The 23582-nt window shown below is 61.1% G+C and carries 20 protein-coding genes and 1 riboswitch; of the genes, 14 read left to right on the forward strand and 6 right to left on the reverse strand.

Features of this window, described 5'->3' with window-relative positions:
* Position 1: 1 nt before the first annotated feature.
* The 3 genes from BVK86_RS15815 to BVK86_RS15825 all read right to left on the reverse strand — a co-directional run bounded on the left by BVK86_RS15815 (position 2) and on the right by BVK86_RS15825 (position 2487).
* Positions 2-814, reverse strand: coding sequence for an aldo/keto reductase (locus tag BVK86_RS15815; protein WP_075947309.1), 813 nt, complete (start codon positions 812-814; stop codon positions 2-4).
* Positions 811-1986 carry an NAD(P)/FAD-dependent oxidoreductase gene (locus BVK86_RS15820; RefSeq protein ID WP_075947310.1) on the reverse strand — a complete coding sequence of 392 codons (1176 nt, stop codon included), beginning with the start codon at positions 1984-1986 and terminating at the stop codon, positions 811-813. Before BVK86_RS15820 ends, BVK86_RS15815 begins: the two co-directional genes overlap by 4 nt.
* A 168-nt stretch (positions 1987-2154) precedes the next feature.
* The gene (locus BVK86_RS15825) at positions 2155-2487 is read right to left on the reverse strand and encodes a DMT family transporter (RefSeq protein WP_008004867.1); all 333 of its coding nucleotides are present in this window, start codon (positions 2485-2487) and stop codon (positions 2155-2157) included.
* Positions 2488-2589: 102 nt separating this feature from the next.
* On the opposite strand from BVK86_RS15825, the gene BVK86_RS15830 reads away from it, so the two are divergent.
* Together BVK86_RS15830 and waaA are read left to right on the forward strand one after the other, a co-directional pair.
* A complete protein-coding gene (locus BVK86_RS15830; RefSeq protein WP_075947311.1) occupies positions 2590-3492 on the forward strand; it encodes a LysR family transcriptional regulator in 903 nt (300 codons plus the stop codon).
* Between the two features lie 11 nt (positions 3493-3503).
* Positions 3504-4784, forward strand: coding sequence for a lipid IV(A) 3-deoxy-D-manno-octulosonic acid transferase (gene waaA / locus BVK86_RS15835; protein ID WP_075947312.1), 1281 nt, complete (start codon positions 3504-3506; stop codon positions 4782-4784).
* 72 nt (positions 4785-4856) lie between these two features.
* Here waaA and BVK86_RS15840 read toward each other — a convergent pair whose 3' ends face one another.
* Complete coding sequence (locus BVK86_RS15840) at positions 4857-6296, reverse strand: TolC family outer membrane protein (protein WP_075947313.1); 1440 nt, start codon at positions 6294-6296, stop codon at positions 4857-4859.
* 205 nt (positions 6297-6501) lie between these two features.
* Positions 6502-6607: riboswitch (TPP riboswitch) on the forward strand.
* Positions 6608-6771: 164 nt separating this feature from the next.
* On the opposite strand from BVK86_RS15840, the gene thiC reads away from it, so the two are divergent.
* Together thiC and cytX are read left to right on the forward strand one after the other, a co-directional pair.
* Positions 6772-8661, forward strand: a complete 1890-nt coding sequence (gene thiC, locus BVK86_RS15845; RefSeq protein ID WP_075947314.1) for a phosphomethylpyrimidine synthase ThiC — start codon at positions 6772-6774, stop codon at positions 8659-8661.
* Between the two features lie 108 nt (positions 8662-8769).
* Positions 8770-10062: a putative hydroxymethylpyrimidine transporter CytX gene (gene cytX / locus BVK86_RS15850; protein ID WP_075947315.1), complete on the forward strand. Its 1293-nt coding sequence runs from the start codon at positions 8770-8772 to the stop codon at positions 10060-10062.
* Here the strand turns inward: cytX and BVK86_RS15855 are convergent.
* A complete protein-coding gene (locus BVK86_RS15855; RefSeq protein WP_075947316.1) occupies positions 10031-10777 on the reverse strand; it encodes an RsiV family protein in 747 nt (248 codons plus the stop codon). The two genes, cytX and BVK86_RS15855, sit on opposite strands and share 32 nt — an antisense overlap.
* A 221-nt stretch (positions 10778-10998) precedes the next feature.
* Here BVK86_RS15855 and BVK86_RS15860 point away from each other — a divergent pair, with 221 nt between their 5' ends.
* The 9 genes from BVK86_RS15860 (at position 10999) to BVK86_RS15900 (ending at position 20423) form a co-directional block, all read left to right on the forward strand.
* Complete coding sequence (locus BVK86_RS15860) at positions 10999-11616, forward strand: NUDIX domain-containing protein (RefSeq protein WP_075947317.1); 618 nt, start codon at positions 10999-11001, stop codon at positions 11614-11616.
* Positions 11607-12059: a DUF1249 domain-containing protein gene (locus BVK86_RS15865; protein ID WP_008063540.1), complete on the forward strand. Its 453-nt coding sequence runs from the start codon at positions 11607-11609 to the stop codon at positions 12057-12059. Before BVK86_RS15860 ends, BVK86_RS15865 begins: the two co-directional genes overlap by 10 nt.
* A 111-nt stretch (positions 12060-12170) precedes the next feature.
* A complete protein-coding gene (gene cpdA, locus BVK86_RS15870) occupies positions 12171-12986 on the forward strand; it encodes a 3',5'-cyclic-AMP phosphodiesterase (protein ID WP_075947318.1) in 816 nt (271 codons plus the stop codon).
* Between the two features lie 201 nt (positions 12987-13187).
* A complete protein-coding gene (locus BVK86_RS15875; protein ID WP_075947319.1) occupies positions 13188-13796 on the forward strand; it encodes a YqiA/YcfP family alpha/beta fold hydrolase in 609 nt (202 codons plus the stop codon).
* Positions 13797-13840: 44 nt separating this feature from the next.
* The gene (parE, locus tag BVK86_RS15880; protein WP_075947320.1) at positions 13841-15748 is read left to right on the forward strand and encodes a DNA topoisomerase IV subunit B; all 1908 of its coding nucleotides are present in this window, start codon (positions 13841-13843) and stop codon (positions 15746-15748) included.
* Positions 15748-16737 (forward strand): esterase-like activity of phytase family protein, encoded by a 990-nt coding sequence (locus BVK86_RS15885; RefSeq protein WP_075947321.1) that lies wholly within the window; start codon positions 15748-15750, stop codon positions 16735-16737. The genes parE and BVK86_RS15885 overlap by 1 nt, the downstream gene beginning before the upstream one ends.
* Positions 16734-17258 (forward strand): retropepsin-like aspartic protease family protein, encoded by a 525-nt coding sequence (locus tag BVK86_RS15890; RefSeq protein ID WP_075947322.1) that lies wholly within the window; start codon positions 16734-16736, stop codon positions 17256-17258. The genes BVK86_RS15885 and BVK86_RS15890 overlap by 4 nt, the downstream gene beginning before the upstream one ends.
* Positions 17259-17265: 7 nt before the next feature.
* Positions 17266-19533 carry a DNA topoisomerase IV subunit A gene (gene parC / locus BVK86_RS15895; RefSeq protein ID WP_075947323.1) on the forward strand — a complete coding sequence of 756 codons (2268 nt, stop codon included), beginning with the start codon at positions 17266-17268 and terminating at the stop codon, positions 19531-19533.
* Positions 19534-19709: 176 nt separating this feature from the next.
* The gene (locus tag BVK86_RS15900) at positions 19710-20423 is read left to right on the forward strand and encodes a PqiC family protein (protein ID WP_075947324.1); all 714 of its coding nucleotides are present in this window, start codon (positions 19710-19712) and stop codon (positions 20421-20423) included.
* 252 nt (positions 20424-20675) lie between these two features.
* Here the strand turns inward: BVK86_RS15900 and BVK86_RS15905 are convergent, their stop codons facing one another.
* On the reverse strand, positions 20676-22193 hold the full coding sequence (locus BVK86_RS15905; RefSeq protein ID WP_075947325.1) for an AhpA/YtjB family protein: 1518 nt from the start codon (positions 22191-22193) through the stop codon (positions 20676-20678).
* A 135-nt stretch (positions 22194-22328) separates the two neighbouring features.
* On the opposite strand from BVK86_RS15905, the gene serB reads away from it, so the two are divergent.
* Positions 22329-23543, forward strand: a complete 1215-nt coding sequence (gene serB / locus BVK86_RS15910; protein WP_075947326.1) for a phosphoserine phosphatase SerB — start codon at positions 22329-22331, stop codon at positions 23541-23543.
* The last annotated feature ends 39 nt before the right edge of the window (positions 23544-23582 follow it).

Genomic DNA, 23582 nt, shown 5'->3' on the forward strand with positions numbered 1-23582 from the left:
ATCAGTGGCTACGTAGGACCTGGGCAACGGTCGCGACGTTATGGGCGAGGTGCAGCGGGTTGATTGTCCCGACAATAGCACTGGCCACCCCCGGATGTTCAAACAACAACTCGAAACTGGCGCGCACCGGGTCCACCCCGGGACTCAGGCATACGTGGCCACTGGCGAGGGCTTTTTTGACCAGAATGGCTTTGCCGTGAGCAGCAGCATAGTCAATGACGGCTTTTTCGGTTTGTTCGTTCAGATTGTAGGTGATCATCGCGCAGTCACCTTGTTCCAGAGCCTTCAAGCCACCCTCGACGGTCTTGCCGGAAAAGCCGAACCCGCGAATCTTGCCCTCGGCCTTGAGCGCGGCGAGGGTTGCATAGACTTCGCTCTCGTCGAGGATCGCCAGATCGTTGCCGTCGGAGTGCACCAGCACCAGGTCGATGAAATCTGTTTCCAGGCGTTGCAGGCTGCGCTCCACGGAGAGCCGGGTATGCGCAGCGCTGAAGTCGTGGCGCGATTGCCCGTCGGCAAACTCTTCGCCAACCTTGCTGACGATTACCCAGTCCTGACGCTGGCCGCGCAGGAGTGGGCCGAGGCGTTCTTCGCTGCGGCCATAGGCGGGCGCCGTATCGATCAGATTGATGCCGAGGTCGCGGGCCAATTTGAGCAGCATCCGTGCTTCGTCGTCATCGGGAATCTGGAAACCGCTGGGATACTTCACCCCTTGGTCACGGCCGAGTTTCACCGTGCCCAGGCCCAGCGGCGAAACCAGCAGGCCGGTGCTGCCCAGCGGGCGTTGCAGGTCGTGCAGGGTGGGTTGGCTCATGGCAGTAGTTGCTCCCAGGCCGGAACGCCCATCGGTGGTTTTGGCAGCGGCGGCAGCGCGGATACCGGACCCGGTCGAATGCCGTCGCGGGCAAGGCTGTCGATTACCCGGTCGGCAAAGTCAGGCGCTAATGCCAGTTTGGTAGGCCAGCCGACCAGCAGTCGACCTTCCTCGGCGAGGAACGCGTTGTCGGGGCGCGTCAGGCCTGATTGCAAGGGTTCGGCACGATCCACGCGCAAGGTCGCCCATCGCACCGTGCTCAGGTCGATCCAGGGCAACAACTGGCCGAGCTCTTTCTGCGCGGTGGCGATCTGTTCGGCGGGCTCGCGGGCCACGCCTTCGGTTTCGGCGATATCGCCACCCATGTACCAGACCCACTGGCCATCGGCAGCCGGATGCGTGGTCACGGTAATGCGCGGTTTGGTGCCGCCACCCAGGCAATGGGCGTAGAGCGGTTTAAGGCTCGGGCCTTTGGCGATGATCATGTGCAGCGGGCGACGTTGCATGGCGGGTTGGCTCAAGCCCAATGCTTCGAGCAGCGCAGCGGTCCCGCCGCCAGCGCTCAAGACGATGCGTTGCGCGCGGATCTCGCGCTCGTCCACTTTCAAGCCGACCAGCACGCCGCCTTCCAGCAATGGTTCGATTTTCTGTCCGGCCAGCAGGCCGTCACCTGCCAGGTCCGCCAGGCGCTGGATCAAGCTCGGCACGTCGATGACCAATTCGGCCAGGCGATAGACTTTGCCTTTGAAACGCTTGTCTTGCAGCGCCGCTGGCAGTTGATCGCCCTTGACCTGATCGACACGGCCGCGCACGGCTTTGCTGGCGAAGAAACTGGTGAGGTTGCCGGCGATCGTGCCGGGGGACCACAGGTAGTGGGCTTCGGACAACAGGCGCACGCCAGACAGGTCCAGCTCGCCGTCGCCGGCCAGCGCTTCGCGCCAGCGACGCGGCATGTCGGCAATGGCTTCGGAGGCGCCGGTCAACGCGCCATGCAGTGCGTACTTGGCGCCGCCGTGGATGATGCCCTGGGACTTCACGCTCTGCCCGCCACCGAGGGTGGCGCTTTCCACCAGCACGGTCGAAAAACCCTGGCGGCGCAGGCGCGCATTCAGCCAGAGGCCGGCGACACCAGCGCCGACAATCAGAACGTCGGTGGAAATAACGGATGGCATGCGGCGACCTCAGTGTTCAAGACGAGGGCGCAGTATACAGACTCGATCGAAAGTGGATTTGGTGAACAACACCCCAATGGAGATCACTGTGGCGAGGGAGCTTGCGCCCGTTCGGCTGTGCAGCAGACGCAAGTCCAGCTCCCTCGCCACCAAATTTTGTCAATTCAGTCAGTGTCCGGCGGTTTTCGAGAACAACTGGATGACCACGACACCCAGCACAATCAACGCCATCCCCAACATCGCCGGCACATCCAGCTTTTGCCCATAGATAAACAGCGCCGCCACACTGACCATCACGATGCCCATGCCGGCCCACACCGCGTAGGCGACACCCACGGGAACGCTGCGCACCACCAGGGTCAGCATCCAGAAGGCTATGCCGTAGCCGACGATGACCAGCAGCAGTGGCAACGGCGTGCTGAAACCTTTGACCGCTTTCATCGAAACGGTGGCAATCACTTCGGCGCAGATGGCGATGGCCAGGTAGTAGTAAGCGGTCATGGTTCAATCCTCGTGTGAAGTGTTGCTTTCTGAGGTCGGCATTCTAGTGATTCCCCAGATGCGGTAAAGTCATTACCTATCTGCATGGGAGATAGGTTGAGCATGAACACCCAATGGGATCTGGAGCAGTTGCGCCTGTTTGTCAGCGTAGCGGAGCAGCGATCGTTTTCCGCCGTGGCGCGGGATCAGCGCAAGGCGCAATCGGCGGTCAGCAGTTCGATTGCGCTGCTGGAGGAAGACTTGGGCGTCAGTCTGTTCGACCGCAGCAGCGGGCGTCAGCCGACACTCACTGAAGCCGGCACCGCCTTGCTGGAAGAGGCCCGCGAAGTGCTGCGCCAGTGCGAACGGCTCAATGGTCGGGCGCTGGCGATGATGCGCGGGCAGGAGGCCCGTTTGCGGGTGGCCCAGGACGAGGCCATGCCTTACCAGCCGATCATCGAAAGCTTCGAGGCCTTGGCGGAAAAATTCCCCAGTGTCGAAGTGCAATTGACCAGCGCCGCCCAGGGGGATGTGGCGCGCAAGCTGGTGGAGCGGCGGGCCGATCTGGGGTTGTTGTTCTTTCATGACCCGATTCCCGAGGCGCTTGAGCGGCGGGTGCTGGGGAGCGTTGAAATGGTCACGGTGTGTGGCAAGGGGCATCCGCTGGCGGCCAAGGGCGCGGTGGATTGCCAGCAATTGGCGCAGCACCGTCAGTTGTTGATGTCGACCGAGTCCAGCATCTACCCCGGCAGCGAGCCGGCCAGCCCGCAAGTCTGGCGGGCCGACAGTTTCTACGTGATGGCCGAATGGCTGGTGCGCGGCCTCGGGTGGGCCTGGCTGCCGCGCCATGTGGTGCAGTACCCGACGTATCAGAATCAAATGGCTGAACTGGTCAGTGAGTGGACCCCGCCGGCGCTGGTGGTGGAGCTGGTCTGGCGCCGCGACGAACCGCTTGGCCCGGCGGCGCGCTGGCTCGCCGAACGTTTTGCCGTGCACTTGCAGGCGATCGGCGAAAAAAGCCGATAAACTCCGCCGCCATGAATAGAACTCTCTACACCGCGCTGTTTTATCTGGGGCTGCCACTGGTAGCGATTCGGCTGTGGCTGCGCGCGCGCAAGGCGCCGGCTTATGCCAAACGAATCGGTGAGCGTTTCTCTTACGCGATGCCGGCGATGAAGCCGGGCGGCATCTGGGTGCACGCGGTGTCGGTGGGCGAGAGCATCGCCGCTGCGCCGATGATTCGCGCCTTGCTGCAACGTTATCCACACCTGCCGATCACCGTGACCTGCATGACGCCGACCGGTTCGGAGCGCATTCAGGCGTTGTTTGCCAATGAGCCGCGCATCCAGCATTGCTATTTGCCCTATGACCTGCCTTGTGCGGCAAGGCGTTTTCTTGATCGGGTCCGGCCAAAACTGGCGGTGATCATGGAGACGGAATTGTGGCCCAACCACATTCATCAATGCGCCAGGCGCGGGATCCCCGTGGCGCTGGCCAATGCGCGATTGTCCGAGCGATCCGCCAGGGGCTACGGCCGCTTTGGTAAGTTGACCGGGCCGATGCTCGCCCAGATGAGCCTGTTTGCAGTGCAGACCGAAGCCGAGGCCCAGCGCTTCCGTGATCTGGGCGCCCGAGCCGAAACCGTCGAAGTGACGGGTTCGATCAAGTTCGACCTGACCATCGACCCGCAACTGTTGCAGCGCGCCAGCGAGTTGCGTGCTCAGTGGCAGGCGCAGGAACGCCCGGTATGGATCGCCGCCAGTACCCATGACGGCGAAGATGAAGTGGTGCTGGCGGCGCATCGTCGGTTGCTGGCCAATCACCCTGATGCGTTGCTGATTCTGGTACCGCGTCACCCGGAGCGATTCAATTCGGTCTACGGGTTGTGCCAGCAGCAAGGGTTTGCCACGGTGCGGCGCTCCAGCGGCGAACCGGTCACCGCTGCCACGTCGGTGCTGCTCGGCGACACCATGGGTGAACTGTTGTTTCTCTATGCCCTGGCCGACAGTGCATTTGTCGGCGGAAGCCTGGTGCCTAACGGCGGGCATAACCTGCTGGAGCCAGCGGCCCTGGCCAAACCGGTCTTGAGCGGCCCGCACCTGTTCAACTTTCTCGAAATCGCCGCGCAGTTGCGCAGCGCCGGGGCGTTGCAGGAAGTGGAGGATGCCGAAGGGCTGGCGCTGGCGGTGCAGCGGCTGTTCGAACTGCCACGGGATGCGCAGCGGATGGCCGAGGCGGGGTTGAAGGTGATGCGCCGCAATCAGGGTGCGTTGCAGCGGTTGCTGGATGGGCTAGGCCGGTTGATCGACCGGGCTTGAAGCGATCGTTGTCCGGTTGTGGCGAGGGAGCAAGCGCCCTCGCCACAGAAAGCTTTCACCCCAGTTACCTTTTTACTGACCCGGTCTTGCCTTCAACTGCTCAGCCGCCGCCTTGGCCAGATCCGGTGGCAGGAAGTCCTTGTCCGGGTTGTAGTCGGCTTTCAGCCAGCGAGCCAGGTCCTGCAAATCCCCCGGGTTCAACGTACCGGCCTGTTGCTTGAGGCGCAGGTTGTCGAGGATGTAGTCGTAGCGGGTGTTGTTGTAGTCGCGCACCGAGGTGTACAGCTGGCGTTGCGCATCGAGCACGTCGACGATGTTTCGCGTCCCCACCTGATAACCGATTTCGGTCGCTTCCACCGCGCTCTGGTTGGAGATGATCGACTGTTTGCGTGCCTGTACCTGCTCGACGTCGGTGTTCACCGCACGATGCAGGTCGCGGGTGTTTTCGACGATTTGCCGGCGCAGGGATTCGCGCTGCTGCTCGGTCTGGTCCAGTTGTGCGTACGACTGACGGACCTGGGAATTGATCAATCCGCCGCTGTAGATCGGGATGTTCAGTTGCAGGCCGATCGTGGATTGCTCGACATCACCCTTGTACGGCTGCCCAAAGGCGTTCGGGTTGCTGAAACCCAGGGCGTCGTTGTCGCCCTTTTCATATCTGGCCACGGCGTCGACGGTCGGCGCGTGGCCGGCCTTGCGCTGTTTGAGGGTCTGCTCGGCGGCGCTGACGGCGTAGTTGCTGGCCAACAGATTGAGGTTCTGTCTGGCGGCGGTTTCGACCCATGCCTTGGCATCGTTCGGCACCGGCGGCAGGATCGGCAAGTTATGGGAAATACCCCAGATGGCGTTGTACTGACGGTTGGTCAGGGTGACGAGGGCTTCGAATGCGTCATCCACCTGGCGCTGCGCAACAATGCGGTTGGCGCGTGCGGTGTCGTAGCTGGCCTGTGAGTTCAGCACATCGGTCTTGTCCGAAAGGCCGACATCGAAGCGCTCGTTGGATTGGTCCAGCTGGCGCTTGAACGCGGCTTCTTCGGCCTTGGTCGAAGCCAGGTTGTCCTGGCTGCGCAACACGTTGAAGTAACTGTCGGCGGTTTGCAGGATCAGGTTTTGCTCGGTCGCCGAGAGTTGCAGGGCGGCCTGTTCGTTGACGTCCTTGGCGGCCTGGAACTGGAACCAGCGATCGGCACGGAACAGCGGCTGCGCCAGGGTTGCCTGGTAGGAGTGGGCATTGCGGTTGGCCGTGGCCGACGGCTGATCGATCGAGGTGCGGACACTGGAAACATCCGCGCCGCCCGACAGATTCGGCAGCAGCCCGGCGCGGGCCTGGGGCACGACTTCTTTCTGGGCGCCATATTGAGCGATGGCAGCCGCGAGGTCGGCGTTGTTGTCCACCGCCTCCTGATAGACGCTGACCAGATCGTTCTTTGTCGACAAGGGCGCTTCTGCTGCCCAGGCCATTCCATTGGACGCACATGACACGGCAACGGCCAGTGAGAGTTTGCGCAGCATAGGCGATCCCTAGTAGAAATATTACACGAGTAATTTGAGCGCCAAGGCTAAGGCGCTACAGGAGCAGCGTCAATGCGCGGCTCGGCGTAGCGAGTGTAGTTGTGCATTCGAGCGGCAACAATCCTGCCTGCCCCTGTAATTACGCCATTCATCATGGTGTTTGCAGCGGTGTTGGCGTTCTTTGTCAGTTGTGTCTAGACTGGCCGGGTTCTTGTCGGGGTGCCTTGCTATGAGGCTGAGATCGAATAATTTCGGATCCCGTTGAACCTGATCAGGTTAGCGCCTGCGTAGGGAACAAGATTTCTCGTCACCCGGCGAGTCCTCTTGTGCTTCGTCCGGGATGTTGTTCGACAATCGAACACCCCTCGAGCACTGAGCACAGCACAGCTGGATTTCCCAGCGCATGTGCGTCCATTCGTTTACAGGTTCGCTCCGACAAAAATCCACTGCCTGGATGCTGTCTGGAGAACCCGTGATGACTACAAAAGCAAAAATCGCCACCAACCTGAGTGAATCGGCCAAGGTCGATCAGCAATCGGTTCAGCCGTTTACCCGCTCGCAGAAAATCTATGTTCAGGGCACTCGCCCCGACATCCTCGTGCCGATGCGCGAAATCAGCCTCGATGTGACGCCGACCGACTTCGGCGGCGAGGTCAACGCACCGGTCGTGGTGTATGACACTTCAGGCCCGTACACCGATCCCAACGTCATCATCGACGTGCGCAAAGGCCTGGCCGACGTGCGTTCGCCGTGGATCGAAGCCCGTGGCGACACCGAGCGTCTCGCTGGCCTGAGCTCGAACTTCGGCCAGGAACGTCTCGCCGATCCCGAGTTGACCAAGTTGCGTTTCGCCCACGTCAACAATCCACGTCGCGCCAAACCAGGCGCCAACGTCAGCCAGATGCACTACGCGCGCCAAGGCATCATCACTGCCGAGATGGAATACGTCGCCATCCGCGAAAACATGAAGCTGGAAGTGGCCCGCGCCGCCGGCCTGCTGGACCAGCAACACGCCGGCCACAGCTTCGGCGCCAGCGTGCCGAAAGTCATTACCCCCGAATTTGTCCGTGACGAAATCGCCCGTGGTCGCGCGATCATTCCGGCCAACATTAACCACACTGAACTGGAACCGATGATCATCGGCCGTAACTTCCTGGTGAAGATCAACGGCAACATCGGCAACAGCGCCCTGGGTTCGTCCATTGAAGAAGAAGTGGCGAAACTGACCTGGGGCATTCGCTGGGGTTCGGACACGGTCATGGACCTGTCCACCGGCAAGCATATCCACGAAACCCGCGAATGGATCATCCGTAACTCGCCGGTGCCGATCGGTACCGTGCCGATTTACCAGGCCCTGGAAAAAGTCGGCGGCGTCGCCGAAGACCTGACCTGGGAGCTGTTCCGCGACACGCTGATCGAGCAGGCCGAGCAGGGCGTCGACTACTTCACCATCCACGCCGGCGTGCTGTTGCGCTATGTGCCGATGACCGCCAAGCGCGTGACCGGCATCGTTTCCCGTGGCGGTTCGATCATGGCCAAGTGGTGCCTGGCACACCACAAAGAGAACTTCCTCTACACCCATTTCGAAGACATCTGCGAAATCATGAAGGCCTACGACGTCAGCTTCTCGCTGGGCGATGGCCTGCGTCCGGGCTCGATTGCCGATGCCAACGACGAAGCGCAGTTCGGCGAACTGGAAACCCTCGGCGAGCTGACCAAGATCGCCTGGAAGCACGACGTGCAGTGCATGATCGAAGGCCCGGGTCACGTGCCGATGCAGTTGATCAAAGAAAACATGGACAAACAGCTCGAGTGCTGCGACGAGGCGCCGTTCTACACCCTCGGCCCTCTGACCACCGACATCGCACCGGGCTACGACCACATCACCTCGGGTATCGGTGCGGCGATGATCGGCTGGTTCGGTTGCGCCATGCTCTGTTACGTGACGCCGAAGGAACACCTGGGCCTGCCGAACAAGGATGACGTGAAGACCGGGATCATCACCTACAAGATCGCCGCTCATGCTGCCGACCTGGCGAAGGGTCATCCGGGCGCGCAGATTCGTGACAACGCCTTGAGCAAAGCGCGCTTCGAATTCCGTTGGGAAGACCAGTTCAACCTGGGCCTCGATCCGGACACGGCTCGCTCGTATCACGATGAAACCCTGCCGAAGGATTCGGCCAAGGTCGCGCATTTCTGCTCGATGTGCGGGCCGAAGTTCTGCTCGATGAAAATCACCCAGGAAGTCCGCGAGTATGCGGCCAACCAGCGGATCGAAGCGGTGGACGTGGACGTCGCCCAAGGCATGGCGGAACAGGCCGAGCGGTTCAAGAAGGAAGGCAGTCAGCTGTACCAGAAAGTTTGATCTGAGCAGCGCACGCGGGTGCGCCGCTTACCCTTGTGGCGAGGGAGCTTGCTCCCTCGCCACAAGGGTGATTTACACAACAACAAATGTCCCTCTGAGATAACACCCTTGAGCATTCAACCCAGTACTTATTCCCCCGATCTCGCGGTGCCGATCGACAAACGTGTCTTCGGCGGCCGCGATCTTTTTTCCCTGTGGTTCTCCCTCGGCATCGGCCTGATGGTTCTGCAGACCGGTGCACTGCTCGCGCCGGGCCTGGGCCTGTCCGGCTCGTTGCTGGCGATTTTCCTTGGCACGCTGGTCGGCGTTCTGCTGCTGGCGGCGGTCGGCGTGATCGGCAGCGACACCGGTCTGTCATCGATGGCCGCGCTCAAGCTCAGCCTCGGTGCCAAAGGCGCGAGCCTGCCGGCGGTGCTGAACCTGCTGCAACTGATCGGTTGGGGTTCGTTCGAAATCATCGTCATGCGCGATGCCGCCAGCCTGTTGGGCGCCAAGGCGTTCAGCGACGGCAGCCTGATGTCCAGCCCGATCCTGTGGACGCTGTTTTTCGGCGCCCTGGCAACCTTGCTCGCGGTCAGCGGGCCGCTGACCTTCGTGCGCCAGATCCTGCGTAAGTGGGGCATCTGGCTGCTGCTGGCGGCGTGCATCTGGCTGACCTGGAACCTGTTCGCCAAAGCGGACCTGGCCGCGCTGTGGGCGCAGGCCGGCGATGGCTCGATGCCGTTCGCCGTGGGCTTCGACATTGCCATCGCCATGCCGCTGTCGTGGCTGCCGCTGATTGCCGACTACTCGCGTTTCGGCAAGCGGGCGAAAAACGTTTTCGGTGGCACTGCCATCGGTTTCTTCATCGGTAATTTCTGGCTGATGAGCCTGGGCGTGGCCTACACCCTGGCGTTCGCGCCGAGCGGTGAAGTCAATGCCTTGCTGTTGGCGCTGGCCGGTGCCGGCCTGGGGATTCCGCTGCTGCTGATTCTGCTGGATGAATCGGAAAACGCCTTTGCCGATATTCACTCGGCGGCGGTGTCGAGCGGGATTCTGTTGCGCTTGAAAGTCGAGCACCTGGCGTTGGCCATTGGCGTCGTCTGCACCTTGATCGCCTTGCTGGCGCCATTGGCCCAGTACCAGAACTTCCTGCTGCTGATTGGCTCGGTGTTTGCGCCGTTGTTCGGCGTGGTGCTGGTGGATCACTTCATCCTGCGCAAGCGCAGCGGCCAGGTGGCGTCAGCCGCCTTGCGCTGGCCGGCGCTGCTCGCCTGGCTGGGCGGGGTCAGCACCTATCATCTGCTGGCCAATCTTTATCCGGATATCGGCGCAACCCTGCCGGCACTGGTGGTGGCAGGGCTGCTGCAGCTAGTGCTGGGCCGGGCCTTCAGTTACGGCCGGGAAACAGCTCGGGCTTGAGGATGCCATTCAGGCGAGGGTAGGGGATCTTCAATTCGACATGGCCCAGCGCGTAAGGCGCGATGCTGCTGGTTTCATACTTGAGGATCACCCCGCCATAGGTCAGCGCCACGTTCTGGGTCTTCTGGAACGGCCAGCTCTTGACGAACTCCGGTTCCTGATCGAGCTTGGTGCTGATCAACCAGCTGTTGTGCGCCACCTGTGCAGCTTTCCAGAACGCGTCTTCCTGCCCTGGTACCAGCATGTCCGACAGGGTCAGCACTTTGTGCTGCTGGCGGGAATAGTTGATGAAGCCACGCCCCGGCGTGCCATGGGCGCCGCCTGTATCCAGGTAGCTGGACAATTCTATGATCACCAAGCCGTCATGCTGCTCGCGTACTTTCGCTTGCAGATAGCTGCTGTTGCGCGGGCCGGCGGTACGCAAGAACTGCTCGCGGTAAGCCGCCAGCGTCGGCGCTACCGGGGCGTCGGGCGAAGTGCGGGTCATTTGCAGCAGGCGTTTTTCGATGATGCCGTCCAGCGCAGGCTCGGCAGGAAAATGCAGGGTGTCGATGTTTACCAGCGGGCAATCCTGATCCTTGCAACCCGGCTGGAGCTGTTCGGTGGCGTCGCGGGTTGTTTCCAGCGGCACGCGATAATTGGGCTGGAACAAACTCTGGCAGGCGCCCAGGGTCAGGGCGACGGCGGCCACGGAGGCGATTTTAAAAAGCGACATGGGTGTCCTTCATAAATCAGGGAAAGGCAAAAAGTTACCCGCTTCGACTATCAACGGAGCAGTCAGTTCGCCACTAAGCTAATTAGAGTGGGTTTCGCCTTCACCGTCTATCCCGCTGACGGGAAAGGGGCTGCATCAAACCTCACGGGCGCGTTAGGATGGCGCGAAGTCGAGGCTCCGGGTAACGGAACCTCGTATCGGTTTGAAGTAAGAGGATAGTCATGACGGATTTTGCCAACGCCATTCCGACCGCCGTAGAGATCGTTCGGCGCGAAAAGTGCTTCGAAGGCTTCTACAAGCTTGATCGCGTGCACTTGCGCCACGAATTGTTCGCCGGCGGCATGAGCCGCGAAATCAGCCGTGAACTGTTCGTTCGTCATGATGCGGTGTGCATGTTGCCTTACGATCCACAGCGTGACGAAGTGGTACTGATCGAGCAGTTTCGTGTCGGCGCGATGGGCAAGATCGACAATCCGTGGCTGGTAGAACTGGTTGCCGGTCTGATCGACAAGGATGAACAACCGGAAGAAGTTGCTCACCGCGAAGCGCAGGAGGAAGCTGGGCTTGAAATCAGGGCGCTCTGGCCGATGACCAAATATTTTCCATCGCCGGGCGGCAGCAACGAATTCGTGCATTTGTACCTGGGGCGTTGCGACACCATCGGAGTTGGCGGCCTGCATGGGCTGGAGGAAGAGGCAGAAGATATCCGCGTTTCGGTGTGGGCCTTTGAAGATGCCCTGCAAGCCGTACGCGACGGACGTATTGCCAATGCGCCAAGCATCATTGCCTTGCAATGGTTGGCCTTGAACCGCATTGAAGTGAGGGGGTTATGGTCGTAAACAAACTGCGCGATCGCTATCGGGTGGACCTCGTGGGGCTGCAAGCGTCCTGCGAGGCGAACTACGCGCGCCTGATGCGACTGCTGCCGGACATGCGCAGCGAGCCCGCCGCGCGGCGCATCGCCGTGACCCATGGTGACCAGATGCTCGGCGTGCTGGCACTGGAGGTGCTGCAGGTCTGTCCTTACACCACCACCCTGCAAGTGCGTCAGGAGCACAGCCTGCCGTGGCTGCCGGTGCCGCAACTGGAAGTGCAGGTGTATCACGACGCCTGCATGGCCGAAGTGGTCAGCGCCGAACATGCGCGACGCTTTCGCGGCATCTATCCTTACCCGAATGCCTCGATGCACCAGCCTGACGAAAAGGCTCAGCTGAATATGTTCCTGGGCGAGTGGCTGAGCCATTGCCTGGCATTGGGACATGAATACGAAGTGGTACGTTAACTTCCGTCGCAGTTGTGAACTGCGTCAGGTTCACAGGTTTCTTCTTTCGATCGTCCCCCAGCATAATTGCGCCAATCATCCAATCCCGTGATCACGCCCTGGGAGAACACCTTGCCGAGCGTATCCACCTTGAGCTCCGTCGAGCCGGCACTGCTGGTGCAAATTTCCGACAGCCATCTGTTCGCCGAGGCGGACGGTACGCTGCTGGGCATGAACACCCGCGACAGCCTGCAAAAAGTCATTGAGCTGGTGCAGGCGCAACAGCCGCAGATCGATCTGATTCTGGCTACCGGCGACCTGTCCCAGGACGGCACGTTGGAGTCTTATCAGCAATTTCGCGATCTGACCCGACAGTTCGATGCGCCGGCGCGCTGGATTCCTGGCAACCACGACGAACCGCAGATCATGGCCGAGGCCGCGGTGCAGAGCGCCTTGCTGGAGCCGGTGGTGGATATCGGTAACTGGCGGGTCACGCTGCTGGATTCGGCGGTGCCGGGTTCGGTGCCGGGCTTTTTGCAGGACGACCAATTGCAGTTGCTGGTCCGTGCGCTGAGCGAGGCGCCGGAACGCCATCATCTGGTGTGCTTTCACCATCATCCGGTGTCCATCGGCTGTGCGTGGATGGAGCCGATAGGCTTGCGCAATCCCGAAGCCTTTTTTGAAGTGCTCGATCGTTTTCCACAAGTGCGTGCAGTGCTGTGGGGGCATGTGCATCAGGAAATCGATCAATTGCGTAACAACGTACGTCTGATTGCCTCGCCATCGACCTGCATTCAGTTCGAACCGGGCAGCGAGGATTTCAAGGTCGGCGAGCAGGCGCCGGGGTATCGCTGGTTGCGGCTGTTGCCGGATGGGCAGCTGGAAACCGGAGTAGAGCGCGTGACTGGCTTCGACTTCCAGGTCGATTACGGCTCCAACGGCTACTGAGTTGTTTGTCGTCTCCACATACCGAAGCGCGGCCATCGCGAGCAGGCTCGCTCCCACAGGGATCCGAGGCGTTCACAAATCCCCTGTGTGCGAGCTTGCTCGCGATGGCGTCCGCTCAGGCGGCGTGAATTCCACGGATATCCCCCATTCCCCAGTCTCCCTGTAAACTCCGCTTCTTTACCCGACGCGCAGGGAGTTCAAATGTCCGGTTCGATCCTTTATATCCACGGTTTCAACAGTTCGCCGTCGTCAAAGAAGGCGTCTCAGTTGGTCGATGTGATGGAGCGCCTGGGCTTGAGCGAAAAATTGCGTGTACCCGCCCTGCATCACCATCCCCGCGAAGCCATCGGTCAGCTCGAACAGGCGATTGAAGCGCTCGGACGGCCACTGCTGGTCGGCAGCTCACTCGGCGGCTACTATGCGACTCACCTGGCCGAGCGCCATGGCCTGAAAGCCCTGCTGATCAACCCTGCCGTCAGTCCGCACCGGATGTTCGACGGATTCCTGGGGACGCAGAAAAACCTGTATACCGATGAGGCCTGGGAATTGACCCACGACCACGTAACGGCCCTGGCCGAGCTGGAAGTGCCGGCACCTCAGGACCCGCAGCGCTATCAGGTATGGTTGCAGACGGGTGATGAAACACTGGACTATCGCCTGGCGCAGCAGTATTACCGGGCCTGTGCCTTGCGTATCCAGGCCGGCGGTGACCATAGTTTCCTGGGGTTTGCCGCACAGCTTCCAACCATGCTGAGTTTTGCCGGCATTGGCGCTGATTTGTATCAGGCGATAGATTTCACCGCATTGTGAAATCTCGCCCCCTATTTTCAATGAACGACTGACGACGAGACCCCATGGCCACTCCCAGCGCTAGCTCTTATAACGCCGACGCCATCGAAGTCCTCTCGGGCCTCGACCCGGTGCGCAAACGCCCCGGCATGTACACCGACACCAGTCGGCCGAACCACCTCGCCCAGGAAGTCATCGACAACAGCGTCGACGAAGCCTTGGCCGGGCACGCCAAATCGGTGCAGGTCGTCCTGCACGCCGATCACTCGCTGGAAGTCAGCGATGACGGCCGTGGCATGCCGGTGGATATTCACCCCGAAGAGGGCGTGTCGGGCGTCGAACTGATCCTCACCAAACTCCATGCGGGCGGCAAGTTTTCCAACAAGAACTACCAGTTCTCCGGCGGTCTGCACGGGGTGGGTATTTCCGTGGTCAACGCCTTGTCGAACGAAGTCCGCGTACGTGTGAAGCGTGACGGCAACGAATACCAGATGACCTTCAAGGATGGCTACAAAGCCACCGAGCTGGAAATCGTCGGTATGGTCGGCAAGCGCAACACCGGCACCAGCGTGTTCTTCGCGCCGGACCCGAAGTACTTCGATTCACCAAAGTTCTCCATCAGCCGCCTCAAGCATGTGCTCAAGGCCAAGGCCGTTCTATGCCCGGGGCTGCTGGTCAGTTTTGAAGACAAGGCCACCGGCGAGAAAGTCGAATGGCATTACGAAGACGGCCTGCGTTCCTATCTGGTGGACGCGGTCAGCGAATTCGAGCGCCTGCCGGACGAACCGTTCTGCGGCAGCCTGGCCGGTAACAAGGAAGCCGTGGATTGGGCGCTGTTGTGGCTGCCGGAAGGTGGCGACGCGGTGCAGGAAAGCTACGTCAACCTGATTCCGACCGCCCAGGGCGGTACCCACGTCAACGGTTTGCGCCAGGGCTTGCTCGACGCCATGCGTGAGTTCTGCGAGTTCCGCAGCTTGCTGCCGCGCGGCGTGAAGCTGGCGCCGGAAGACGTTTGGGAACGCATCGCTTTCGTGCTGTCGATGAAAATGCAGGAGCCGCAATTCTCCGGCCAGACCAAAGAGCGTCTGTCGTCCCGGGAAGCGGCGGCGTTCGTGTCCGGTGTGGTCAAGGATGCGTTCAGCCTCTGGCTCAACGCCAACCCGGAAACCGGTCTGGCGCTGGCCGAGCTGGCAATCAACAACGCCGGGCGTCGCCTGAAGGCGAGCAAGAAGGTCGAGCGCAAGCGCATCACCCAGGGGCCGGCATTGCCGGGCAAACTCGCCGACTGCGCCGGGCAGGACCCGATGCGTTCCGAACTGTTCCTGGTGGAAGGTGATTCTGCCGGCGGCTCGGCCAAGCAGGCGCGGGACAAAGAGTTCCAGGCGATCCTGCCGTTGCGCGGCAAGATCCTCAACACCTGGGAAGTCGACGGCAGCGAAGTGTTGGCCAGCCAGGAAGTGCACAACATTGCCGTGGCCATTGGCGTCGATCCGGGCGCTGCGGACATGAGCCAGTTGCGCTACGGCAAGATCTGCATCCTTGCCGACGCCGACTCCGACGGTCTACACATCGCAACCTTGCTCTGTGCCTTGTTCGTCCAGCATTTCCGGGCGCTGGTCGATGCCGGTCACGTCTACGTCGCCATGCCGCCGTTGTACCGCATCGACCTGGGCAAAGAGATTTACTACGCCCTCGACGAAGCCGAGCGTGATGGCATTCTCGATCGCCTGGTGGCCGAGAAGAAACGCGGCAAACCGCAGGTCACGCGATTCAAAGGTCTGGGCGAAATGAACCCGCCGCAACTGCGCGAAACCACCATGGACCCGAACACCCGGCGCCTGGTGCAGCTGACGCTGGGCGATAATTTCGAGGCGACCTCGGAAATGATGGACATGTTGCTGGCGAAAAAACGCGCTGGCGACCGCAAGACCTGGCTGGAATCCAAAGGCAACCTGGCGGAGGTGTTGGGCTGATGCGCTTGGGCTTTGCCCTGGCGTGTGCGTTGCTGCTGACCTCGATGACGGTGTCTGCCGAACCGACTGCGCAACTGCGTCTGTTGTCCGAGCATGCCGTCGATGGCATGCGCGGCGGCAACCTGTCCGGGCTGGCGCAGTGCGGCAAGGAGCTGTGGACTGTCTCCGACCGCGACGACGATCAGATCTACCGCCTCGATACCCGGGCCAGTGTCTGGCAAGCCGAAGCCGTGGGCATCGGCGTGCCTGATGTGCCGGACAGCGGGTTACCTTGGGGCTTGCGTTCGCGGGCCTGGGCCGCTTCGTACGTGCGTGGTGGCAACCTGGACTTCGAGGGCATCACCTGCGACAGCGCGGGCAACCGCTATGTGGTCAGCGAAGCCCATGCCGCAGTATTGCAAATACCGCCAACCGGGCCGACCTCCTGGCTGAAGATCTCGCCGCTGATGGTTCGCGAAGCCCGGGCCAGTGGCCTGTTGTTGCGCTTCAATGCACTGTTCGAAGGCCTGGCGGTCAATCCTGAGGGGGATCAACTATGGTTGGCCGCCGAGCGTGAAAGCCGCGGTTTGCTGCTGATCAAGCGCAAGCAATCGGTGTGGGACTGCGAGGGTGGCTGCGTGCTGCTGAGTGAAGCGGGAAAAGAAATGCAGCCAGCACAATTTCCCCATGCCAGAGCGATGCCCCGGGATTTTGCCGATCTGTCATTGTTCAACGGCAAGCTGTTTACCCTGGAGCGCAATGCGTTCGAGATCTGCCGCCGGGATGCGCAGACCGCCAAGGTTGAGCGTTGCTGGTCGTTTGCCGATGAAGCCTTGCAGGAAAACCGCCGTTATCCACAGGACTATGGCCTCGCGGAAGCGTTGGTCGTGGACGCTGACGGTGCCTGGATCGGTATCGACAACAACACCGGTGCTCGCGCCGATGGTGAAGTTCGTCCGATCGTCTGGCGCTTTGCCGCGCCTGACGGTGGCTGGAGCGCCAAGCCGTGAGTCAGCAAACCCCGGGCAAGCGTGCCGGTCGGGTGTTGATGGTGCTGGCCTGGTGCGCGGCGCTGTTTCTGGCAACGCGGTTTTTCGGCCAATGGGAAGAGCGGCAGCAAAACCCGAATGTTGTCGTGAGCTCGGAACAGGGCGACGGTTTTATCGAGGTGAAACTGGCCAGCAATGCCCAGGGGCATTTCGTCGCCAGCGGTCAGATCAACGGGCACCCGGTGGATTTCATGCTCGACACCGGGGCGACCGATGTGGCGATCCCGGCCGATCTGGCCCGGCGTTTGAAGCTGGAGCAAGGTTTCGGTGTGACCCTGAGCACGGCCAATGGCCTGAGCCAGGGCTATCGCACCCGTATTGAACGCCTGCAACTGGGCGACATCGTGCTGCGGGATGTCCGCGCACTGGTGGCGCCCGGCCTGCATGGCGACCAGGTGCTGCTCGGCATGAGTGCACTGAACAAACTTGAATTTACCCAGCGCGGTGGCACCATGCTGCTGCGCCAGACAACGAACCGATGAGGCCCGCATGAGCGACATCCTTGCAGACAGCTTAGATGGCGTAGAACGCCGATCGCTGGCTGACTTCACCGAAAATGCCTACCTCAACTATTCCATGTACGTGATCATGGACCGTGCCTTGCCGCATATCGGCGACGGCCTGAAGCCCGTGCAGCGGCGCATCATCTACGCCATGAGCGAGTTGGGGCTGGACGCCGATTCCAAACACAAGAAATCGGCGCGTACCGTCGGTGACGTACTCGGCAAGTTCCACCCCCACGGCGACTCGGCTTGCTACGAAGCGATGGTGCTGATGGCCCAGCCGTTCAGCTACCGCTACACGCTGGTCGATGGCCAGGGCAACTGGGGTGCGCCGGATGATCCCAAATCCTTTGCCGCCATGCGATACACCGAGGCGCGGCTGTCGCGCTATTCCGAAGTGCTGCTCAGCGAACTGGGTCAGGGCACGGCGGACTGGGGGCCTAACTTCGACGGCACCCTCGACGAACCGCTGGTGTTGCCGGCACGTTTGCCGAATATCCTGCTCAATGGCACCACCGGCATCGCCGTGGGCATGGCCACCGACGTGCCGCCGCACAACCTGCGCGAAGTCGCGTCGGCGTGCGTGCGTTTGCTCGATGAGCCAAAAGCCACGGTCGAACAGCTCTGTGAGCACATCCAGGGTCCGGATTACCCGACCGAAGCGGAAATCATCACCCCGCGCGCCGACCTGCTGAAAATCTACGAAACCGGCAAGGGCTCGGTGCGCATGCGCGCCGTGTACCACATCGAAGACGGCGACATCATCGTCACCGCGCTGCCCCATCAGGTTTCGGGCGCCAAGGTGCTGGAACAGATCGCGGCCATGATGCAGGCCAAGCCGTCCAAAGCCCCGCAAATCGCCGACCTGCGCGACGAGTCCGACCACGAGAACCCGTGCCGGATCGTGATCATTCCGGGGGCGCGGAAAAACTTCGACCACGATGCGCTGATGCAGCATCTGTTCGCCAGCACCGAGCTGGAGTCGAGCTACCGGGTCAACATCAACATCATCGGCCTGGATGGCAAACCGCAGCTGAAAAACCTGCGTGCCTTGCTGGTCGAGTGGCTGGAGTTCCGGGTGCAGACCGTTCGTCGTCGCCTGCAATTCCGCCTCGATAAAGTCGAACGTCGCCTGCACCTGTTGGACGGCTTGCTGATCGCCTACCTCAACCTGGATGAAGTGATCCACATCATCCGTACCGAGGAACACCCGAAAGCTGCGCTGATCGAGCGTTTCGCCCTGAGCGAAATCCAGGCCGACTACATCCTCGACACCCGTCTGCGTCAGTTGGCGCGACTGGAAGAAATGAAGCTGCGCGCCGAGCAGGATGAATTGCTCAAGGAACAAGCCAAGCTGCAAGCCTTGTTGAGCAGTGAAGCCAAGTTGAAGAAGCTGGTGCGCACCGAGCTGATCAAAGACGCTGAAACCTATGGCGATGACCGCCGGTCGCCAATCGTCGAGCGTGCTGAAGCCAAGGCCCTGACCGAACACGATCTGCTGCCGAACGAGAAAGTGACAGTCGTGCTGTCGGAAAAAGGCTGGATTCGCTCGGCCAAAGGTCACGACATCGACGCTACGGGGCTTTCCTATAAGGCCGGTGACGGCTTCAAGGCCTTGGCCGCCGGGCGTTCCAACCAATTTGCGGTGTTCATCGACTCCACCGGTCGCAGCTATTCGGTGGCTGCGCATACGTTGCCATCGGCCCGTGGCCAGGGCGAACCGCTGACCGGTCGTCTGACGCCGCCGCCGGGTGCAAGCTTCGAATGCGTGCTGATGCCGGAAGATGACGCGCTGTACGTGATCGCCTCCGACGCCGGTTACGGTTTCGTGGTCAAGGGCGAAGACCTGCAGGCCAAGAACAAGGCGGGCAAGGCGCTGTTGAGCCTGCCGAACAACGCCAAGGTCATCCTGCCGCGGCCTGTGGCCGATCGTGAACACAACTGGTTGGCGTCGGTGACCACCGAAGGTCGCCTGCTGATCTTCAAGATCAGCGATCTGCCACAATTAGGTAAGGGCAAAGGCAACAAGATCATCGGGATTTCCGGTGAGCGTGTGGCCAGTCGCGAAGAATATGTCACGGACATCGCCGTTATCCCGGAAGGCGCAACCTTGGTGTTGCAGGCCGGAAAACGTACCTTGTCACTGAAAGCGGACGACCTCGAACACTACAAGGGTGAGCGTGGGCGCCGTGGTAACAAACTGCCACGTGGCTTCCAGAGGGTGGATGCGCTGCTCGTCGAAAACCTCAATTAGGCGTGCTAGAGGCGTCGTTCTACGATTTAACGCGTAGATCGACGCTTTCGCGCTGGAGTCGGAACGCATATTCACGGATGATATGGCCTTTCAAGCGCCGGCGTGGCCGAGCGTTCTTCATATTTATTGAGTATTTTCACTGTGGTTAGCCTTGTGGCAATCACCTGGATGGGACGATGACTGCTCTGCGCCTTCCTTTTATTCTGATGCTCGCCGGCGTTCTTGGCCTGGCGGGTTGCAGCGTTCACCAGCCGGTGTCGCTGTATCAACTGGACAGCGGAAGTCCGGTTTCGCCTGCGCAAAGCGCGGGCATGGCGGTGTTACTGGGCCCGGTGACCGTTGCCGACTATCTGCAACGCGAAACCCTGCTGCAGCGTCAACCTGATGGCAGCCTGCAAGCCGCGACCGACGGTCGTTGGGCTGGCAGCCTGTCTTCCGATATCGACCAGTTGTTGCTGCGGCAGGTCGCCGGTCATCTGGACAGCCAGCGCGTGGTGTTGGCGCCGGCAACCGTGGGCTTCACCCCGGACGTTCAAGTGCTGCTGACCATCACTCGCCTGGATTCGGGTGAGAAGCAGCCGGCGATTCTTGACGCGCAATGGCGCCTGATCGACCGTCGTGGACAAGTGCGCGACAATCGCATCATTCATCTGCAGGAGTTGCACGCCGGCACCACGGCGGCGCAGGTTCAGGCTCAGGGTGTGCTGTTGCAGAAGCTGGCCGAACAGCTGTCGATCGCGCTCAAGCCCTTGGCCAATCAGCCGCCCATTGCCGAAGCACCAAAGAAATCGGCCGCCAAGCCTGTGGCGCCTGCGGCGGAAGCGGAAAAGCAGCCTAAGATTCCAATGGCTTCGCCGATTCGTACGGATATGGAAGTGTTCCGCTTCTAAGGCTGGCCCGAGTCAAACCAAAGCCCGCCTTGTGCGGGCTTTGTTTTTTCTGCTGACTGGAGACTTCCAGTACGGCTGATGGCCTCATCGCTGGCGAGCCAGCTCCCACAAGGGTATCTGTTGAGCGCAGATTGTATGTAAGACATCAATCGCTGTGGGAGCTGGCTTGCCAGCGATAGCGGCAGTACAGGCAATAAGAAAGCCCGCAGACGAGTGATCGTCTGCGGGCTTCTTCGCAACCGGGCTTAAAGCTTACGCCCGGCGCTCGTGCATCCGCGCCAGTTGCCGTTCCAGCATCGACGGATAAGGCTCCATCAGCCGCTCTACGCAGCAGGCGCCTTCAGGGCTGGCGATCGGGCGGATCCGCGCGCGTTGGCGGATCAGCGCGTCGTCACTGATCTTGCGCTCCACCAGCAGCAGGTTGCGGCTGTGTTGCGACAGGGCCAGGGCGTCCTGGGCGGAATCGGTCAGCAGCAGATCGATCTGGCTCAGGCCGAACAAATCGTCGCCCAGGGTCAGGCCCAACTGCAATTGCAGGGTGATGCCGCTGTCGGCGACTTCGATCTGCAACTGATGGCCGAGCGCGCGCAGCAACTCGCCGCAGCAGATAGCATTGGTCAGGTAGTCGTCGCCGCTGTCTTCAGTGTGGAACAGCATCAGCGTGCTGCCATCGTTCAACGTGTGCAGTTCACTTTCGTACAGCGAAGCGGCCTGATCGAGGCAGTCGCGATAGCGTTTGAGCAGTTCTTCCAGGCGGGTGCGCGGCAAGCGACGCAGTTGCTCTTGGGAGCCCAGCTGCACGGCCAGAACGGCGCTGTGCTGCGGCACGTTCGAGGGAGCAGGGCGGGCTAACGGTTTTGCGGCACTGTCCGTGTCATCGAGCAAATCGGCAAACGCATCGTCGTCATCGTCTTCGACAGTGCTGACAACGCGTCGTGGCGCTGCCTTCATCGCTGCCATCGGGCGGCTTTCATCGAAGCTTGGATCGCGCAGGTTGCGCACTTCGAACTCCGGTTCGGCATCGTCGTCATCGCTGTCGTCGAGCTCTGGCTCCGGCACGGGTTCCGGCTCGGCCGGTTCTGGTGCGAAGTTGGCGTGCAGTTGACGCGCCAGATCTCCAATCTCGTCCTGACGTTCGGTGGCTGGGGTGTATTCGTCGATATTGCGCAGCCACACGCGCAGTTGCAGGAGCGGGGTGGAGATGTGCCGGCCCAGACGCAGGCTCAAGGCCAGGGACAAGGCCAGCAGGATCGCGCTCAGGATGCCCATGCTTTGCAGGCTGATGGTCATCGGTTGCTGGAACTGATCCATGTCCAGGCTGATGCGCAGCTGCCCGGCAGTCACGTCCTGGAAGGTGATCTTGCTCTGGTACATGCCCTCCGCTTCGCCCAACAGGCCGTGCTTGGGACGCTGACCGGCTTCGGCGAGGATGCGGTTATCCACGCTATAGATGGCGGCGTGGGCCACCAGCTTGTTCTTGGTCAGGTTGTTGAGCAGCACGTTGAGGCTGAGGATGTCGTTTGACACCAGCAACTCGGTGGCCGAGGTGGCGGTCTGCGTGGTCAGGCTTTCGCCCAGCGCATCTGCCTGCTCGTGCATGGCCTGCTTGAACTGCAAACCCATCACACAGGCGTAGATCACCAGGGCCAGAGCGACCAGGATCACGTTATGGCTGGCAATGCGCAATGCAATCGGTACACGGCGGTGACGCAGTGCCCGGAAGATCAGCAGGAAGAAGTTATCGGTTTTTACTGGCGTGGGCCGGTTCACTTGAGCTCGGCTCTTTTGTCCGTGAAGTTGACGCGCAGTATAGCGACAGGCCCTAGACCGTCAAAGCGCTCACGGTGCCCGATGGTCACTGAAAGTGGGTAGAATGCGGTTTTTTTCCACCTGCGGGGGTGCGCCTTGCGCGAAATCGTCCTGATAAACATCACGGGAGTCGACCGTCCGGGTCTGACTGCGGCCATTACCGGCGTTCTGGCCCAGGGTGGTGTGAACATTCTCGACATCGGTCAGGCGGTGATCCACGACACGCTGTCGTTCGGCATCCTGGTTGAAATTCCCGACACCGAGCAAGGCAAATCCGTGCTCAAGGACATCCTGTTCAAGGGTTACGAGCTCGATCAACAGGTGCGTTTCACACCGGTTTCCGAGGAGGACTACCAGCAGTGGGTCGGGAACCAGGGCAAAAAGCGCCACATCGTGACGCTGCTGACCCGCAAGGTCACCGCCGGACAATTGCAGGCCGTGAGTTCGATCACCGCCAAATATGGCCTGAACATCGATCACATCGATCGCCTGTCCGGGCGCATGCCGCTGGATACCCCGGCTGATAAAGGCAAGGGATGCATCGAGTTTTCCGTGCGTGGCGAAGCGGCCGATCCGCAAGCGCTGCGTGCCGAATTCCTCAGTGTCGCTCAGGAGCTGAATGTCGACATTGCCTTCCAGGAAGATTCGCTGTTCCGCCGTAACCGTCGTCTGGCGGTGTTCGACATGGATTCGACCCTGATCGAAGCCGAGGTAATCGACGAACTGGCCAAGGCCGCCGGCGTGGGTGACAAGGTTTCGGAAATCACCGAGCGGGCGATGGCCGGTGAACTGGATTTTCGTGCCAGCTTCAAAGAGCGCCTGGCGTTGCTCAAAGGCCTGGATGTCGGCGTGCTGGATTCCATCGGCGCTTCGCTGCGTTTGACCGAAGGTGCTGAAACCCTGTTCGCCGAACTCAAGCGCCTGGGGTACAAGACCGCCATTCTGTCGGGCGGCTTTACCTACTTCGCCAAGCAATTGCAGGCCAGGCTCGGTATCGATTACGTGTTCGCCAACGAACTGGAAGTGGTCGACGGCAAGGTGACTGGCGTGGCGGTCGAGCCGATTGTCGACGCGCAGCGCAAAGCGGATCTGCTGAAAGAACTGGCACACAAGGAAGGTTTGCGTCTGGAGCAGACCATTGCGGTCGGCGATGGCGCGAATGACCTGCCGATGCTGGCGATTGCCGGGTTGGGCGTGGCGTTCCGTGCCAAGCCGCTGGTCAAGCAGTCGGCCAAGCAAGCGATCTCCACCCTGGGACTGGATGGCGTGCTGTATCTGCTGGGCTTCCGCGATCGCGACGGCCAGCTCTAAGTACCCTGAATCAATGTGGGAGCTGGCAAGCCAGCTCCC

The organism is Pseudomonas reinekei (genome assembly GCF_001945365.1).
Lineage (GTDB): Bacteria > Pseudomonadota > Gammaproteobacteria > Pseudomonadales > Pseudomonadaceae > Aquipseudomonas > Aquipseudomonas reinekei.